We start from the raw sequence: 16832 nt of genomic DNA, 5'->3' as shown, positions 1-16832 counted from the left end.
CCTTTAAAATCAAAAAAAATAAAATAAAATAAAATCCGGCTAATCAGCAAAATCAGTTTAATCCTGAGTCAGACAACCTCCGCTCAATCGCCGAAGGCGATCTGCGTTAATTTTTTATCTTTGTACTTATGAATAACATCCACTTTTATAAATACCAGGGGACCGGCAATGACTTTGTCATTATGGATAACCGGGAAGGACAATACAACTGGCTCACAGACGAACAGGTGAATGAGCTCTGCGACCGCCGTTTTGGTATAGGCGCAGATGGTTTAATGTTGCTAAATAAAAGCGAAGAATACGACTTCGCCATGAAATACTACAATGCCGATGGCCGCGAAGGTACCATGTGCGGTAACGGCGGCAGATGCCTCGCTGCATTTGCCCATAAAATGGGCGTAGGCGACGGTAACCTCTATTTCATTGCAGTAGACGGCGAGCACCAGGCCACTATGGACGGCAACAACTGGGTGAACCTGAAAATGCAGGATGTGGACTACGTAGAACATGGCCCCCTCTATTATTATCTCAACACCGGTTCACCACATTTTGTAAAATATGTGGAAGATGTACAGGCTGTGGATGTGTTCAACGAAGGCCGCGGTATCCGCTATAACGACCGGTTCGCGGCAGAAGGCACCAATGTGAACTTCGTACAGAAATATGAAAACGGCATCTTTGTACGCACCTATGAAAGAGGTGTGGAAGATGAAACCTATTCCTGCGGTACCGGCGTAACCGCCGCTGCACTCACCTTTGCAGGCGCCGAAGAAAAAGAATACATCGTACCCGTGCAAACCCTGGGCGGCCAGCTGGAAGTACGCTTCACCAGAACAGGTGAGCGCACTTTTGAGAACATCTGGCTCTGTGGCCCGGCTACACTGGTGTTTGAAGGGGAGATATCGAAATAACTGAGCGTATAAAAAGGAAGCCGCCACGAAAACGAGGCGGCTTCCTTTTTATATCCATGACCTTATTTTCTTTTGAATACCTTGTTGCTCACCTTCCGTATTGTAGCCGCCACAGTATGATTAATATCTTCCGATACCTGCATTAACAAAATAGCCCCGCCGAACAACACCAGGAATAACAATCCGTGCACCGCAATACTGATAAAAGGATGCCCTGTGGAAGGCAACAGCCTGCATACATAATAAATAATCACACTGGCTGCTATTGCTTTCAGCGTATTGATGGAAAATGGCTGCAACCCGAAACGCCTACGGATAAACAATAAACGGATCCCGTTAAATACAAACTGGGAAATCATCAGGGAGTAACCCGAACCTACCATCCCATATCTTTTTATCAGGAAATAGTTCAACGGGATAGACAGGATCACCAATACGGTAGCCGATGTAAGATCAAAACGCCAGAAACGGGAAGTAGCCAGCAATTGCTGATTCACCCCGGTACCCATATCAATGATCTTCGCAATGCCCATAAAAAATACAAGGTACTTGGCCGAAGAATAGGCAGATGGCATAATCCGGTATATATCGTCAATATTCAGCCATATCTCCCAGAAGATGAAAAGCGCCGCTACCAGCTGTAAAATAGACGACTTCTTATAAATTTCATCAATCTTAGCCATGTTCTTATCCTTCCACGACTGGGCAATAATTGGCGTGGCAATGGCCGAAATGCTCCTTTGCGGCACCTGGATCAACTGCGCCATATAAGTGGCAATAGTCATGTACGCCGCTTCATCTAACCCTCCTATGCTGGCGATGATCAATGCCCCGATGTTCTGCGACAGGAGATTAAAAATAGTAGCCGATGTGAGGGAAAATGCATAGACCATCATCCGCTTATACAACCGGGTAGTAACGCTGCTCACCTTTATAGTAAAATACAGCAGTTTTTTGCGCCAGAGGTAAAGGAGCAGCAATACCAGCGCAATAATATACAGCAGGCTGAAAAGCCACATGAAAACAATAAAACTGATCAGCTTCAGTACGTATAAACCGATAATGGCCGATGTCATGATCCTGATCAGCAGCTCCTTCAGAAAGTTGGGCGCCACCGTTTCATGCCGCGACCAGCTATAGCTTTCAAATACAGAAAAGAGTACAATTCCGGTAACAAATGGGTAAACAAAATAAAAGTATTCTATAAGCAGGGGCGACTTTCCTACATATTTCCGGACAATCAGGTCCTTAAATACTACCGTACCGGCAAAAAACAAGGCCAGTCCAATCATTGTAGCGATCACCACCCACCCCATCAGGTCGTTCTTCTTCTCTTCCAGGTGATACGCGTAGTAAGGATAAAACCGGTTGATCATCAGCCCGGTGCTGAAGGTACAGAATGGCACCACAATCACCCCTATATCTCCTATGATCCTGGTTAACCCAAATTGATCCCCGCTGAAAAATATGGGAAACAGTAGCAATGTATTGATCCCGCCTATCGCAAAGCCCAGATAAATCAACACAGACGACCGCAGACTCTGATGTTTTACAACTCCCATTTATATATAAAATATTTTAACTGTTTCCTGTTGCACAATATTACGTCAAATGGAAACAGGATTCAACATTTTAACTACCTTTGCGCCCGATGATCCAGTATTTTACAAATATAGATTCCAAAACTGTTGAAATACGCCAGCCCGAAAACGGCGCCTGGGTAAATATTACCCCGCCGCTGAAACAGGCGGAGTTTGAACAGCTGTCGGAGGAACTCGATATTCCCCTGGACTTCCTCACGGACTCCCTTGATATTGACGAAAAAGCCAGGTTTGAGCTGGAGGACAATGTAAAGCTCATTGTACTGAAAACGCCTACCGAAAACAATTCGATCAATGAAAGCGAAGCCTATTATATCACCATTCCCATCGTAATTATCCTGACCCACCACCAGATCATTACGGTAAACTCTTTCGATAATACCGCCATCAAAAAATTCCTGAACACGTTTCACAACCGCTCCCCGGAGAAAAGGAATATGATGGTGCTGAAAATATTTGAGAAAGTGGTCATCAATTTCCTCGATTACCTGAAGGAAATAAACCAGCGCAGGAACATGCTGGAAGCCAAATTATACGATTCCAACCGGAACGAGGAACTGCTGGGCATTATGCGTATCCAGAAAAGCCTGGTATACTTTGTAACCGCCCTGCGCAGCAATGAGCTGCTGCTGATGAAGCTGGAACGTACCAATTTTCTGGGGCTCAACGAAGATGAAAAGGAATTCCTGCAGGACCTGATCGTAGATACTTCACAGGCGCTGGAAATGGCCAATGTGTATACCAACATCCTCAGCAGTACCATGGATGCCTTTGCCAGCATCATTTCCAATAACCTGAACGTGGTAATGAAACGCCTTACCTCCATTACCATTATCCTTACATTTCCCATGCTGGTGGCCAGTATCTATGGCATGAACGTAGATATCCCTTACCAGCACACGCTTCACGCCTTCTATATACCTATTATCCTGTCTATCGCCATTTCGGTGGTCATCAGCTGGTATTTTATGAAGAAGAAGTGGTTCTAGCCTTTATTAAACAAGCATATGCAAACAGGATTTAACGTAAGAGTATACGGCATCATGATCAACGATCAGAAACAGGTGCTGGTAAGCGATGAGTATATCCGTGGGGGTTATTATACCAAGTTCCCTGGCGGTGGCCTGGAATTCGGGGAAGGTACCCTGGAGTGCATCGTCCGCGAATGGCAGGAAGAACTGGGCCAGGATGTAAAAGTAGTGGAGCATATTTATACCACCGATTTCTTCCAGATCTCCGCGTTTGACAATGTTACACAGATCATCTCTATTTATTACCTCGTAACGCCACTATCGCCCTTCACAGCCTCCGTGGGCGCCAAGCCGTTCGACTTTACCGTACCGGAAGGCGTGGAAGAAGTGGAGCGCGCCCGCTGGATCAGCTGGGATGAGTTTTCGTCTGAAGCGGTTACATTGCCTATTGATAAAGTGGTGGCGGATATGGTAAAAGCGAAATATTGATTGTTATTCATAATTTTTAATTAAACTCATCCCTTACCCAATGAAAAAAATCACATTGTTCCTGGCAGCAGGCATTTGTTACCTTGCCTCCTGTACTGTAAGTCCCAATGATGAAACTCCCCCGGTAAATGACACAGTTAAAGTCCCGGAATTAGCTTCTACTACATCTGCCATCTCAAGGAAAAATACGAATATGGTAGACCTGTTTGGTATGAGCATTAAGAACACTCTGCTGCACCGCACCTGGTCCCCTTCAAAGGGCTGGTCGGCCTGGGAAAATCTTGGAGGATATATTACTTCCGTTCCGGCTGTGGCTTCACTAGACAGTGCATCTTTACTTATCTATGCTAAAAGTGCCGCCAACACACTGATAGAAAAAAGATGGACAGCTGCAGCAGGATGGTCTGAATGGACTGATCTGGGCGGCGCACTGGCATCCGCTCCCACGGCTATCAGCCGGGACGGTTTACAGATCAATATTTTTGCCCGCGGTACCGGCAATACGCTCATACAACGTTACTACCAACCTGGCCTGGGATGGTCTACCTGGCAGGACCTTGGCGGCAATATCAACGGCGCTCCGGCGGTTGCATCATTACATCCGGATAATGTATATGTATTTGCCAAAAGTCCGGATGGGCACCTGTTACTCCGGAAATGGGCATTGGGATTAGACTGGTTACCCTGGAGAGATCTTGGAGGAAATATTGTTTCCAGTCCTGCTACCGTTTCAAGACGTCCCTGGATCGTAAATATCTACGCGCAGCGCCCTGACAATCAAATGGCCCAGTTATATAATATTACTTCTTCGGCAAATGCGGATACCTGGTCCGATTGGCAAACCCTTGGCGGAAACATTTACGGCGCACCTGGCATCGCTGCCAGGGACGGCAATACGCTCGACATTTTCGCGTCAGGACCAGACGGAAGTTTATCCCGGATATCCTGGCAATATGGACTGGATTGGAGCGCATGGTCTGCCGTACCGAAATGATAAAATAACTAAATAAGAAGAGGGAATAAGGAACTATTTGTTCCTTATTCCCTCTTCTTTTAAGCAGTATCCGGAAGCCTTATGCCACAGGCAATTCTGGTGATGGCTCCTTCCCCATCGCCGCCGCTTTCATTTTTTTCGCGGTATCATGCCCCAGGTAACGTTCTATCCGGTGCTCCAGCAAATAGATCAGCGGTGTAAGCAATACTGCTACTACAAACTTATAACTGTAGTTCACCAGGCAAATAGCCAGTACCCGCTGCCAGCTCCAGTCGTTCCCCAGCTTAAAGGCTATATACAGTACGATAAAGCTGTCTACCAGCTGCGATACAATCGTAGATCCCGTAGCCCTCAGCCACACATGCTTATCGCCGGTGCGTTTCTTTATTTTGTGGAACACGGTCACATCCACGATCTGGCTCACCAGGAAGGCGGTAAGACTGCCCAGGATGATCCACATACCCTGTCCGAAAATACTGGTAAAGGCATTCTGCATATCGGGGATACCGGCATCTGCGCGGCTACCCTTCCACCAGCCATCAGCGGGCACGCTCATGGCTACCCAGAACATGATGAATGCGTAGGAGATCAACCCTACCGCGATGTACGAAATACGGCGCACCGCTTTTGGACCGAAGTATTCATTCACAATGTCTGTCATCACGAATTCCAGCGGCCATAGCAATACCCCTGCAGTTAAGGTATACGACAATCCGCTCTGACCAAAAAGTGTGAAGGTATGTACAGGTAATCCCAGCAGCTTCTCCAGGGAAAATAATTTACCACCAATACATTCTGCAATAAGGGCGTTTGCCACAAAGAAGCTGGTGAATATCACGAACAGTTTGGTGGGCTTATCGTTTAACAAATTCCTGAGCATCAGTAATTAACTATAAGTTGAAATATAAGGATAGCAATATTGAACAAATATAACCAGGGCGGTAATGTTTTCCATTGTATTTTTTTTAACAATAATAACACACCGCTAAGCACACACAAAAGGGCGTTCAGTGGAAAAGCAATCCCCACACCCAATACCAGTATATGATTCACTACATTATCAAAAGAATGATCATATGCTGTAACGCGCAGGATTTCACTGATTATAAAGCACAGATTGCATATAAATGCAAATTTTAAGAGGAACCGGATCCAGCGCATATTGAAATTTCGGATAAATTACAGTTATTTTTGTTTCTTTAAAACTAAATCCAAAATATCCGATGAAGCAAAACTGGCTAAAAGCCATTCTTCCACATGTTGCAGCAATAGGGCTCTTCCTCCTGCTGGCATTCGTGTATTGCGCTCCTGTTCTCGAGGGCAAAGTGGTGAATCAGAGCGACATGAAGAATGTAAAAGGAATGGCGAAAGAGGCAAAGGACTTTTATGAAGCAACCGGAGAACGTCCGTTATGGACCAACAGTATGTTTGCCGGTATGCCCTCCTACGTGATATATACAGGTCCCGGCGCCAATAAAATAGCGTACATGAACAGGATTATAACGCTGTATACGCCGGATCCTGTAAATATGCTGTTCCTGGCCATGATATCCATGTACCTGCTTCTCTGTATACTGGACTTTAAATACTGGATCCGGGTGATGGGCGCCATTGCCTTTGCATTCTGCTCGTATAATGTGATCCTCATTGATGTGGGCCACGTTACAAAGATGTACGACATTGCCCTGATGCCCGCTGTACTTGCCGGTATAGTGCTCACTTACCGGGGCCGTCTTATCACCGGCGCCGCATTAACAGCCCTGGCCACTGCCATGCTGATCTATAACAACCACCTGCAAATTATCTACTACACATTGATCATGGTACTATGCCTGGCCGTGTGTGCATTTATACATTTTTTCCGGGAGAAGCAACTGGTACAGTTCTTTAAAGCATCCGCTCTGCTGGCCGTGGCCGGCGTGCTGGCAGTGCTCACTTCTATGGATAGCCTCATGATCCTGCGGGAGTACACCAATTACACCATGCGCGGTAGCCAGTCGGAGCTTACGCTTGATAAAGATGATGTGAACCAGAAGAAATCCACCGGCCTGGATATCGACTATGCCTACGACTGGAGCTACGGTAAAGCGGAATCGGGCACTCTCCTGATTCCCGGCTATGTAGGTAACTCCTCCGGTCAGAAACTGAAAGTAAGCTCCAATTTCGGCCAGCAGATGATCAGTCTTGGCGCCAACGAAGCCCAGGTAGAACAATTCCTCAGCCAGCAAAAGCTGCCGCTCTACTACGGCGCGCAGTCGAAAGGTACCTCCGGCCCTGTGTATGTAGGTGCTATTATCTGCTTCCTTTTCGTATTATCGTTGCTGTTAGTGAAGAGCTGGCATAAATGGTGGCTGATTGCCATCACCGTTATCGGTTTTATACTGGCCTGGGGTAAAAACCTGTCGTTTATCAACGATCCGCTGTTTTACCACCTGCCGCTCTATAATAAATTCCGCGCTCCTGCACAGGCGCTGGTGTTGCCATCACTCACCTTCGTGGTGCTGGCCTGCTGGGGCTTACAGGAAATTGCCAATGGTAAGCATACCACACAGGAACTGCTGAAAAAACTGAAAGAGTCTGCCATCATCACCGGCGCATGTATCCTCGGTTTTATCCTCATCAGCTATTTCTTTGTAGGCTTTAAATCTGCCAGCGATGATAGCATGCTGCAGTATTTCTCCCAGTTGATGGGCGGCGAGGAAAATGGTAAGCTGCTTATCCGCGCACTGGAAAAAGACCGTGCCAGCTTATTGCTTACAGATGGATTGCGCTCTGCTTTCTTTATCCTTGTAGCCGCCGGCGCTATATGGGCTTATCTTACCAATAAAATGAAATGGCAGGTATCAGCCATTATTATCACTGCAGCAGTAACCATCGACCTCTGGGCGGTGGATAAAAATTACCTGGGCAGCGAAAGCTTTGTGGACGACATGAGCTATATGCAGGATCTGCAACCTTCTGCCGCTGATCAGCAAATTAAGCAGGACCCGGATCCATATTACCGTGTATTCAATCTTACCACGGCTCCGTTTGACGATGCTTCTCCTTCCTATTTCCACAAAAACATCGGCGGCTACAGCCCGGCCAAATTGTGGCTCTACCAGGATCTCATCTCACACCAGATTGCCAAAAACAACATGCATGTGCTGAACATGCTCAACACGAAGTACTTTATTGTTCCGGATCAGAAAACAGGTCAGCCTGTTGCGCAGCGCAACCCGGACGCCTACGGTAACGCATGGTTTGTTCGTGATATCGTATGGGCGCCCGATGCCAACACAGAAATGAAAACGCTGGATGCCCTGAATACCCGCGACTCTGCCGTGATCGATAAACGCTTTGAGAAACAGCTGGGCAACTTCAAACCAGGCGCCGACAGCACCGCTTCCATCAAGCTCACCAAATACGGCCTGAATAAACTGGAATACGTTTCCCGGAACAGCCAGGAAGGTTTCGGTGTGTTCTCTGAAATCTACTACCCGGCCGGATGGAATGCCTTCATTGACGGCAAACCGGCAGATATTATCCGTACAGACTATGCACTGCGTGGGCTGAAGATCCCCGCCGGCGAACATAAAATAGAAATGAAGTTTGAGCCACAAACGTTCCTGAAAGGACTGAAAATTGCTAATATCACATCAATTCTCCTGCTGCTGCTGGTAGCAGCCTCCCTGGTGTTTGAAGTGATCAGGCAAAATAAAACAGGCGTTGCTGCTGAACCTGTGGCTCCGCAAAAGACTAAAAAGTAAATGTTATCATAACATAAAAGATGAAGGGCGGAGATAATATCTCCGCCCTTCATCTTTTATAAAATAGTTTGTTTATTGTTCGCTTCTGCCTTTTTTCACCACCGGGTAAAGTGAGATCAAACTGGTATACGTTTGTATGATCTTCCATGCATTATCCCATTTCAGCCTGGATACTGCCAGCAGAAATGGCTTTCCCAAATCTTTCAAAGCGCTGAGGTAGGCTGCCGTAAGATATCGTCTTCGTATATCCATTAAAGTTACCAACCCGTGTATCTTGTAGGATTTAATGATCATTTCATCTGTTTCCTTACGGGCATGCCGGTCGTGGCAAATGGTTACAGCCGGGCATACTCCTATTTTAAACCCGTAATAAAGTATCCGCTGGGCCAGGTTACTATCTTCTCCATAATGAAAAAATAACGGATGGAATAAACCCGCTTTCTCCAGGCAGGCTTTACTCATCATCCAGGCGGCGGCATTTACAAACTCTACGGGGTAAATATCTTTCTGGGGCTCACCGGGCGCCGGTTGGCTGGCCTTGTAATACTGTGCAAACCCCGCATCCATACCGCTATAGTCACCACTCAGGTGTATGGGGCTTACCACTCCATATTCCGGGTGCTGCTCCATCACATTAATCAGCACCTCAATGGTGTTCTTTTCTGTCCAGGCGTCCTGGTTGAGCAGGAAAACATAATCCGCTCCCTGCTGTAAAGCCTGTTTAATAGCCATGTTATTCGCCTGGCCAAATCCCAGGTTTGTACCCGAACGGATCAATGTTACTTCCGGATAACCTGCTTCCAGCATAGGGATGGTGGCGTCAGTAGAGCCGTTATCCACCACGACGGTTTGCACCGGATAGCTGCCTGACCGTAAACTGTCAAAGCATCTATGTACCCATTTGGCCCCATTATAGGTGACAATAACAACAAATACTTTTTTCATTCCGGCTATTTTCTGTATTTCTCCTGCAGGAATTCAAAGAAGTAATGGGAAGGTTTCAGGTTAATGAGTTCGTACCGGTTCTTTGCAAGATCATCATAGCTCATGGCCTCAATAGCAGGCAGACTTAGATTAAGCACTGTTTCCGGGGTACCTTTGGTGATAATACCAATGCCCCAATCGCTGTCGATAGTAAACACCTGCAGATCCTTGCGGGTCCTTAGCATGGCAATCGACTTCCACACATCACCAGTCCAGGCTCCGGTCCAATCCGGGATTTCCCCTTTGGCAGCTTTCTCCAGCACTTCCTGCTGTGCCGCGCCTACCGGCGATTCGCAGGCAGCATTTGGAGGATTCACATCATGCACCACAATAAAACCGCCATCATTCAGGTATTCGAGGCAGTTTACAATATCCTGGTAACATTGTTTGTAAGTATGTAAACCATCTACAAATGCCACATCAATACCATCCTGGCGAAGCATAGCTTTCTGATCTGCGAAAAACTGGTCGCTTGTTACCTGGAAATACTTTGCGTTGCCCGGCTTCAGCTTTGTGCGTAACCAGGCCCTGAAGGGAAACCTGAATTCAGGATCTACCGCAATTTTTGCTTTTACCGGCGCATCCAGGGAGAAGAAAACATAACCGGTATCCACTCCTATTTCTACATAAACTTTAGCCTTTGTTCTCTGTAACAGAGATTTAATGACAGCAATGCGATTCATTATAATGGTTTAATTTTTTAAATCATTCGCTCCTCAAAAAAACGCCCTTCACAAGATAGACATCATTTCCAATATACAATATTCGTTACGGTTCATTTTACCGAAGCGCTAATACTTTTTGCGGATCAAATATCTGCCGGCAATAAACAGGTGATTCACCAGGTTGGCCAGCTTACCATAGTAATGATCCAATATCCTGTACCGCTCCTTCCACGCCAGCTGCTGGTGCTGCTTTGAAGTGCCACCCACCCTGAACCTCGCTACTACCTGGTGCGTATTACATATCTTATGCGACGCCTTCAATGTACGGATCATCCAATCGATATCCGCACATACACGATATTGCAGGTCGTATAACGGGCTCAGACTACGGCGGACCATATAAGCCTGGTGCGATACTACCATGCCATGTTTCAGACTCTTCCAGGTAAGCTGCTCCGGCACGCGGTGCGGCGTTTGTTCAGACCTCAGCCCTATGTCCTGTCCGTTCTCATCCATAAACATAGCTTCCCCGTAATACACGTCAGCATCCTGGCAGGTGGCCAGCATCCTGCTGATCACATCCGGCGAAGCCAGTACATCATCTGCATTGAGAAACAACAGGTACTCGCCTGTAGCAAGTTGCATGCCTTTATTCATGGCATCGTATAATCCTTTATCTTTTTCGGAGATCACGGTGGCAATACGGGAGCGGTATTTTTCAATCACTTCCATGGTATTATCACGCGAAGCACCATCCACAATGATGTACTCGATGTGCGGATAGGTTTGCTCCAGCACGCTTTGGATGGTGTTTTCAATAAATTTCCCGGCATTGAAACATACTGTGATAATGCTCAGTACCGGGGAAGATGCTTTGTTCATGTATCTGTTGATTGCGGGTTCCTTACTACCGATTGAAACAGCTGATAGTACTGTCCGGCTACTACTTTCATTCCGAAATACTGCTCTATATATGCCCTTGCGGCCTGGCCAAACTGCCGGCAGGCATCAGGATGCTGCAGGAGCCTGAGCGTTTGTGCGGCAAACTGTTGCTGGTCGCCAGGCGGGATCACGTATCCTGTTACGCCATCCTGCACTATTTCCCGGCATCCGCCCACATCAAAGGTAATACAGGCCGTTTCACAACTACCCGCTTCTATCAGCACGTTGGGGAGGTTATCTGCCTTGGTGGGATAAAAGAAGATATCGCTGGCGCTGTAGCATTGCATCATTTTCCCTGTATCCTTTACATAACCGGTATATACGCATTCCAGGTGTTTGAACGTTCCGGGAAGCTCATCTCTGCCTATCATGAGCAGGTATACTTTCCGGTCCAGCTGTGCATCCAGCAGGTGTAAAATATTGAGCAGTTCAGCACCGCCTTTAAACTCGCTGGCAAACAGCCGTTCAGATACAAACGTGATCACGGGCGCATCTGCCGGCAGACCCAGCCCCTGGCGGGATACTGTTTTATCCTGCGGGCGGAAATAGTTAGTATCAATGGGATTGGGAATATGATACAGCGGTTTGTTCTTTGTAAGCGGACTTTCCGCGGTCATGTTATACAACCAGCGGGAAGGCGATACAATATGCAGGTCGCTGCCGGCATAAAGCTTTTGTTTTCTTTTGATAAGGTAATTGCCGGTAGGCAGCCCCATGGCGGGAGAGCGCCGGTGCTCTCCTTTGCCGGCCCTGCCGTTTTTCCAGGAGGTATCTCCAAAGGTATGCGCTGCGTTGCCGGTAATGGCCCACATATCATGCAGGGTCCATACAATAGGTGCAATGGCAGACAAGCGTGGCAAGAGCGAGGCATCAAAATATCCGCCATGAATATTGTGCAGGCTGATCACATCCGGCTGGTAAGCCTGAGCGTGCCGCATGATGGCGGAAGTAGAGAACGGGAAATACAGGTATTGCAGTCCGGCCCGGTTACTCAATACGTTGAGCCCCCTTTCAATAACGTTGCGCACCGTACCCGGACGGGTGGACGTTGCACGGGAGGAAGCGGTATGGGTGCCCACCAGGAAATTGTTGGAGGTATGATAATATTCCTCCAGCCCGGCTGCGATCCTTTGCGCCGCTATGGCAGCGCCTCCGCTGTTCTCATATTTATTGATAAAAAGTACTTTCACCGGCTAGTATTTAAAGAACTGTTGCATTTGCTGACGGAATATATCCGGTGGCCAGTTGCGCACCAGGATGCGCGGAAGCGCATACGGATTGCTCCAGCTGTGCACCTGCCCGTGGTAGTTGGCGCATACCATTTGCAGTCCCAATGCCTTGCATGCTTTGATACTGTCGGCATTATAATAACGTTTGGTGCCCAGGAATTTTCTTCCGCCGAAAGGATAGGAAAAGTGTACCTGCGGATAGCCCAGCACACTTTCCAGGATCTCTTTAGACATGCCTATTTCGGTATACTGCTCCTGATAGCTCAGCATGCCCACAGCCGGGTGGCGGTGGGTATGACAACCAATAGCGGCATAGTCGCTGCTGTCCATGGCCTTTAATTCCTCCCAGGTCATTAACCGGTGGGAAGCGCGGCCTGTAGCTGTTTGACCAGACCATTCATACAGTTGTTGCATGGCCGATTCTATTTCCGCGGGTTTGCAGAAACGCAGTACCTGCTGCAGTGCGTAATAGGTTTCACGTATGGCCGTCAGCGTGCCGGTGGCATATTGCATCCTCTGTCCGTTGATGGTGATCTGCAGCACCGGCGGCAGGTTGCCGGATGTGAGCAATACTCTCTCCAGGTCGTCCCACCACAATTCGTAAGCGGTATCGATCTTTGAAGTAGTGATATAAAACAGGGCCGGCGCCTTATGTTTTGTAAGCAAAGGCAATGCCTCGTGATAATTATCTGCATAGCCATCGTCGAACGTCACAAATACTGACCGTTGCGGGAAGGCTTTTTTATTTTTTACATGATAGAGGAACTGATCTGCATCCAGCAGGTTATAATCAGTGGCCAGGTGCGCAAGATGCGAGTCGAAATGACCGGGTGTAACAGAAAGGTCCTGTGGATCCTGTTGCAGGGTGGTTACCCGGTGGTACAATAAAATTACCGCCGGTTGCTGCACTTTGTTGGCTACATAGTGCATCACTGAAAATATTTTTTTACTCAGGTCTCCCATCGGGTGCTGCTACATTTTATAGGCGTATACATTCAGCTGCATGTCCATAGTATCGTTTACCGCCTTATTAACAAAGGGGGAAGATCTTTCGGTTGCTGATTCAATGAAATACCTGAAGCCGTTCCGTTGAAGAATTTCCAGGATATCTCCCAAACCCTGCGGTGTTTTATTAAAGGAATGATATTCTATGAAGATATTCTTTACAGCAGCCAATGCCCCGTCGCAATCCTTTATCACCGCCACTTCTGCCCCTTCAATATCCATTTTGAGAAAGTCCACAGTTCCCGCCTGTTCCAGCATACTTCTCAACCGCACGGTTGGTACGGTTACTTTAGTACCGCTTCCCTCCCCGAATACACTGCCTCCATCTGCATGATCAGTATAAAAGGTAATGCCATCCTCGTTGGTCCATACGGCCCTGTCCACTACAGTAACGCCGGTGAGGTTATTTTTCCTGAGATTATCGCTGAGGACACCCGCTATAAACGGGTCTGCTTCAAAGGCGGTAATCCGTGCCTCAGGGAACAGCGACTTAAAATAAATACAACTAAGCCCCACATTAGCGCCACAGTCAAAGATCACCGGCGCTTTATTGCTGCTTTCAAACTTGTATACGTTGGTAAAAAATATCTCTTTATACTGGAATACAAAGGAAGGGCCATCTACAATATTAACATGATAATGCAGGAAATCAGCAGGCGCCTGCTTTTCTATCCGCTGCTGGTAATGCTTACGGTGTAAACGTAAAAACTCCCGGTAATACCTGTTGCTGACAACCTGTTTAATCTTCTGCAGATTTTCACTGATCAATCCCATGTAGTCTTTTTTTTGCTTTAATGGTAATTATTACCGGATATACCGGGTCATTAAAATCCAATTCTGCGGCCGTTAATTCTTCTGTCACAATGCCCTGCAAAATAGCCGTGCAGGTAAGCACATTCCCGGAGGAAGATACTTCAATATTCTCTTCTCCAAAAACCTCACCGAATGCTTTAGCGGCCGACTGGGTAGTAAATCTCCAGTAATCCCCCCATTGCTTCATGTCTGTAGCAGATAACTGCGTAATACCTGCCAGGGTGGCCAGTAATACGCCTCCTGGTTTAAGCAGGTAATAAGCGCCGGCTATGGCCGACTTAAAATCATAAATAAAATTGAAGGTTTGTGTGCAGATAAAACAGTCGATCCGGTTTTCAGGCAAAGTACCCGGGTTGGTAAGATCTCCCACAATGGTTACCTGGGGCTCCTGCTTCATATGCAGCACCTCATAGGTGTGCACTCCATGGCCAAACTGCCTGGAATATTTACTTTCCGCTATTTCCAGTACGCTCCCGGAAATATGGGCGGTGTTGGCTTTCAGAAACTGTTCTATATAGTAGCGGTCCACCGGCGTGCCCCGGTCGAAGCCAAAAGTAGTGGATAGCGGCTGCAGGCTTCTCAGGCTGGTCCATGATAGTGGCGAAACCGTATTCCTTTTAAGGCGCTTTAATATCTTCCTGAGCAGCTTAACCATTCTTAGTAATTTTTCTCCAGAATTTAATGATCCTCTGTTTCACTTTTGCCTTAATGGTCATTCCCGCATTGCGTCTTAAAAAAGTACCGAACTTTTTTTCTATCAGCAGGTAGTTGCTTACAGGAATATCTTCCACGGGAATTCTTCCCTGGTAAATTTCTGTGTAGGTATAATCGTATTCCATAAAATGGTGGGTGGCACTGGCTACGTTGCCATCATGCCTCACCAGCGATTTCACGGGATAAAGGGTAAGCATATCATTCAGGTAAGCAGTAGCCCTCCAGCGAATAGCCCAGGAGCTCACCTTTCCATTTTTCTGCTGGTGCAGCATCCTGAAAAAAGGATAACCTCCCCAGAAATCAAAGGCTTTTTTCAGCCCGCTTTCCTTTATTTTTTCAATGACGGTTTCTGTATCTCTTTCAAACTTGTTCCAGGCCCTCGACCAGGTGCCCCATCCCAAACAGCCGGGATCATGGATCATAAAAGTGGCTGGTTTATAATCCGCAGGCATCTCGATCGGATAAAGATAACCGTGAACAGCAATCACTTTTTCGTTCTGCTCATATTTCCAGAGGCCATCGTTCATGTATTGCAGAAAATAAGGGGACACTGCCAGGTCATCTTCCAGCACAATTACTTTCCCATGCTTGTTGATCACTTCAGTAACCCCATCTATCACGGAAGTAGCCAGGCCTTTGTTCTTTTCAGCTTCCAGTATTACCACTTCCTTACACCATTGCCTGCTGCGTACTACCTCCCGTGCCTGCTTTACCAGCGCCACCTGTTCGGGGGTAGCATTGGCTTTGGGACCATCGCAATACACATAAAGCGTGCTCTCTCCTGCCTCCCGGTTTTCACTCAGGTGCTGTAAAGTGCTCAGTGTCAGCTCTGGCCGGTTGTATACGAATAATACGATGGGAGCAAGTTCCATGATATGAAAAAGTACTGCGCAGTGCAGTTGTTAGGTTAAAACGGTAAAAATCGTATAAAAATAACAATAAAACAAATGTGTAGAAGTGGCTATAGTCGTCCTCCGCCGGCAAAGTAACGTTTCCAGTAAGGCTCATTCAGATCGCTGATCATGACGCCGGCGCTGGTGGAGGCGTGAACAAATTTATCATTCTCCAGGTAGATGCCTACATGGGAGATCCGCTTATGATGAATCCTGAAAAACACCAGGTCGCCTTCATGCAGTTCATGTGGCTTTACTCTTTTCACCTGTGTATACAGGTCGGCGGAATTACCGGAAAGCCCCATCTGGAACACGGTGTTCATGAGCGTATTTACAAAACCGGAGCAGTCGATACCGTCACGTGTTTTGCCACCAAGGCGATATGGAGTGCCGTACCAGTCGTCGATAAAGCTATATAATTTCTGATTCAGTACATCCTCCACAGCAACATCCAGCAATTGCGCATATTTGAATTGCCAGCTCTGTGCATTCTCCAGGTTGGCGCTGCCCCTGGTGATATTCCTGCTGATGCTGATATCCCGGTTATTATCACGGGAGGCGTTGCGGACAGGCCGTTTTGTGGCAATGCCATCTATAAATTCAACCCGGTTATTGTTAGCGGTAGCTGGTACGCTGGTCTGTTTTTTAGCAGTACCTTTTTTTAATGAAGCGCAGGAACTGAGCGATAATGCACATATCGATAATTTCACAAGCAGGTGTCCCTTTACTCTGATCATAAGCGTCTGGCTAAATTTTCGCTAAAATACAAATATATAGGGATTTACAAATGTGGATTTTGCGTACCGCCTTCGGCGATGCGAAATTTGTCTTGGTTCAGGATTACGCTGATTATACTGATTAGCCTGATTTTA

At 47.0% G+C, this 16832-nt stretch carries 16 protein-coding genes; 5 read left to right on the top strand and 11 right to left on the bottom strand.

Going from position 1 to position 16832, the window contains the following annotated elements:
* The first annotated feature begins 128 nt into the window (after window positions 1-128).
* Entirely contained in the window at window positions 129-911 is a 783-nt protein-coding gene (gene dapF, locus VIM72_RS30350) for a diaminopimelate epimerase (protein ID WP_332006549.1), read from the top strand.
* Between the two features lie 62 nt (window positions 912-973).
* Here the strand turns inward: dapF and VIM72_RS30345 are convergent, their stop codons facing one another.
* The gene (locus VIM72_RS30345; RefSeq protein WP_332006548.1) at window positions 974-2473 is read right to left on the bottom strand and encodes a polysaccharide biosynthesis C-terminal domain-containing protein; all 1500 of its coding nucleotides are present in this window, start codon (window positions 2471-2473) and stop codon (window positions 974-976) included.
* Between the two features lie 89 nt (window positions 2474-2562).
* On the opposite strand from VIM72_RS30345, the gene VIM72_RS30340 reads away from it, so the two are divergent.
* Genes VIM72_RS30340 through VIM72_RS30330 form a run of 3 tightly spaced genes read left to right on the top strand, consistent with a single transcriptional unit; the run spans window position 2563 to window position 4966 of the window.
* Window positions 2563-3501 (top strand): magnesium transporter CorA family protein, encoded by a 939-nt coding sequence (locus VIM72_RS30340; RefSeq protein ID WP_142688573.1) that lies wholly within the window; start codon window positions 2563-2565, stop codon window positions 3499-3501.
* An 18-nt stretch (window positions 3502-3519) separates the two neighbouring features.
* On the top strand, window positions 3520-3972 hold the full coding sequence (locus VIM72_RS30335; RefSeq protein WP_332006547.1) for an NUDIX domain-containing protein: 453 nt from the start codon (window positions 3520-3522) through the stop codon (window positions 3970-3972).
* 40 nt (window positions 3973-4012) lie between these two features.
* Window positions 4013-4966: a hypothetical protein gene (locus VIM72_RS30330; RefSeq protein ID WP_332006546.1), complete on the top strand. Its 954-nt coding sequence runs from the start codon at window positions 4013-4015 to the stop codon at window positions 4964-4966.
* A gap of 79 nt (window positions 4967-5045) precedes the next feature.
* Here VIM72_RS30330 and VIM72_RS30325 read toward each other — a convergent pair whose 3' ends face one another.
* Window positions 5046-5846, bottom strand: a complete 801-nt coding sequence (locus tag VIM72_RS30325) for a queuosine precursor transporter (RefSeq protein ID WP_332006545.1) — start codon at window positions 5844-5846, stop codon at window positions 5046-5048.
* 343 nt (window positions 5847-6189) lie between these two features.
* Here VIM72_RS30325 and VIM72_RS30320 point away from each other — a divergent pair, with 343 nt between their 5' ends.
* Complete coding sequence (locus tag VIM72_RS30320; RefSeq protein ID WP_332006544.1) at window positions 6190-8715, top strand: YfhO family protein; 2526 nt, start codon at window positions 6190-6192, stop codon at window positions 8713-8715.
* Window positions 8716-8787: 72 nt separating this feature from the next.
* Here the strand turns inward: VIM72_RS30320 and VIM72_RS30315 are convergent, their stop codons facing one another.
* The 9 genes from VIM72_RS30315 to VIM72_RS30275 all read right to left on the bottom strand — a co-directional run bounded on the left by VIM72_RS30315 (window position 8788) and on the right by VIM72_RS30275 (window position 16697).
* Window positions 8788-9660, bottom strand: coding sequence for a glycosyltransferase family 2 protein (locus VIM72_RS30315; RefSeq protein WP_332006543.1), 873 nt, complete (start codon window positions 9658-9660; stop codon window positions 8788-8790).
* Between the two features lie 5 nt (window positions 9661-9665).
* Window positions 9666-10382 (bottom strand): class I SAM-dependent methyltransferase, encoded by a 717-nt coding sequence (locus VIM72_RS30310; RefSeq protein WP_332006542.1) that lies wholly within the window; start codon window positions 10380-10382, stop codon window positions 9666-9668.
* A 108-nt stretch (window positions 10383-10490) separates the two neighbouring features.
* Window positions 10491-11246: a glycosyltransferase family 2 protein gene (locus tag VIM72_RS30305; protein ID WP_332006541.1), complete on the bottom strand. Its 756-nt coding sequence runs from the start codon at window positions 11244-11246 to the stop codon at window positions 10491-10493.
* Entirely contained in the window at window positions 11243-12496 is a 1254-nt protein-coding gene (locus VIM72_RS30300) for a glycosyltransferase (RefSeq protein ID WP_332006540.1), read from the bottom strand. Before VIM72_RS30300 ends, VIM72_RS30305 begins: the two co-directional genes overlap by 4 nt.
* A gap of 3 nt (window positions 12497-12499) precedes the next feature.
* Window positions 12500-13465, bottom strand: a complete 966-nt coding sequence (locus tag VIM72_RS30295) for a polysaccharide deacetylase family protein (RefSeq protein WP_332006561.1) — start codon at window positions 13463-13465, stop codon at window positions 12500-12502.
* A gap of 42 nt (window positions 13466-13507) precedes the next feature.
* Window positions 13508-14314: an FkbM family methyltransferase gene (locus VIM72_RS30290; RefSeq protein WP_332006539.1), complete on the bottom strand. Its 807-nt coding sequence runs from the start codon at window positions 14312-14314 to the stop codon at window positions 13508-13510.
* Window positions 14298-15008 carry a methyltransferase domain-containing protein gene (locus tag VIM72_RS30285; RefSeq protein ID WP_332006538.1) on the bottom strand — a complete coding sequence of 237 codons (711 nt, stop codon included), beginning with the start codon at window positions 15006-15008 and terminating at the stop codon, window positions 14298-14300. Before VIM72_RS30285 ends, VIM72_RS30290 begins: the two co-directional genes overlap by 17 nt.
* Window positions 15001-15939: a hypothetical protein gene (locus tag VIM72_RS30280; protein ID WP_332006537.1), complete on the bottom strand. Its 939-nt coding sequence runs from the start codon at window positions 15937-15939 to the stop codon at window positions 15001-15003. Before VIM72_RS30280 ends, VIM72_RS30285 begins: the two co-directional genes overlap by 8 nt.
* A gap of 89 nt (window positions 15940-16028) precedes the next feature.
* Window positions 16029-16697: a C40 family peptidase gene (locus tag VIM72_RS30275; RefSeq protein ID WP_332006536.1), complete on the bottom strand. Its 669-nt coding sequence runs from the start codon at window positions 16695-16697 to the stop codon at window positions 16029-16031.
* Window positions 16698-16832 lie beyond the last annotated feature (135 nt).

Origin of the sequence: Chitinophaga sp. (assembly GCF_036569185.1) — a bacterium.
In the GTDB taxonomy this organism is placed as follows: Bacteria; Bacteroidota; Bacteroidia; order Chitinophagales; family Chitinophagaceae; genus Chitinophaga.
This window is presented reverse-complemented; position numbering and strand designations above follow the sequence as displayed.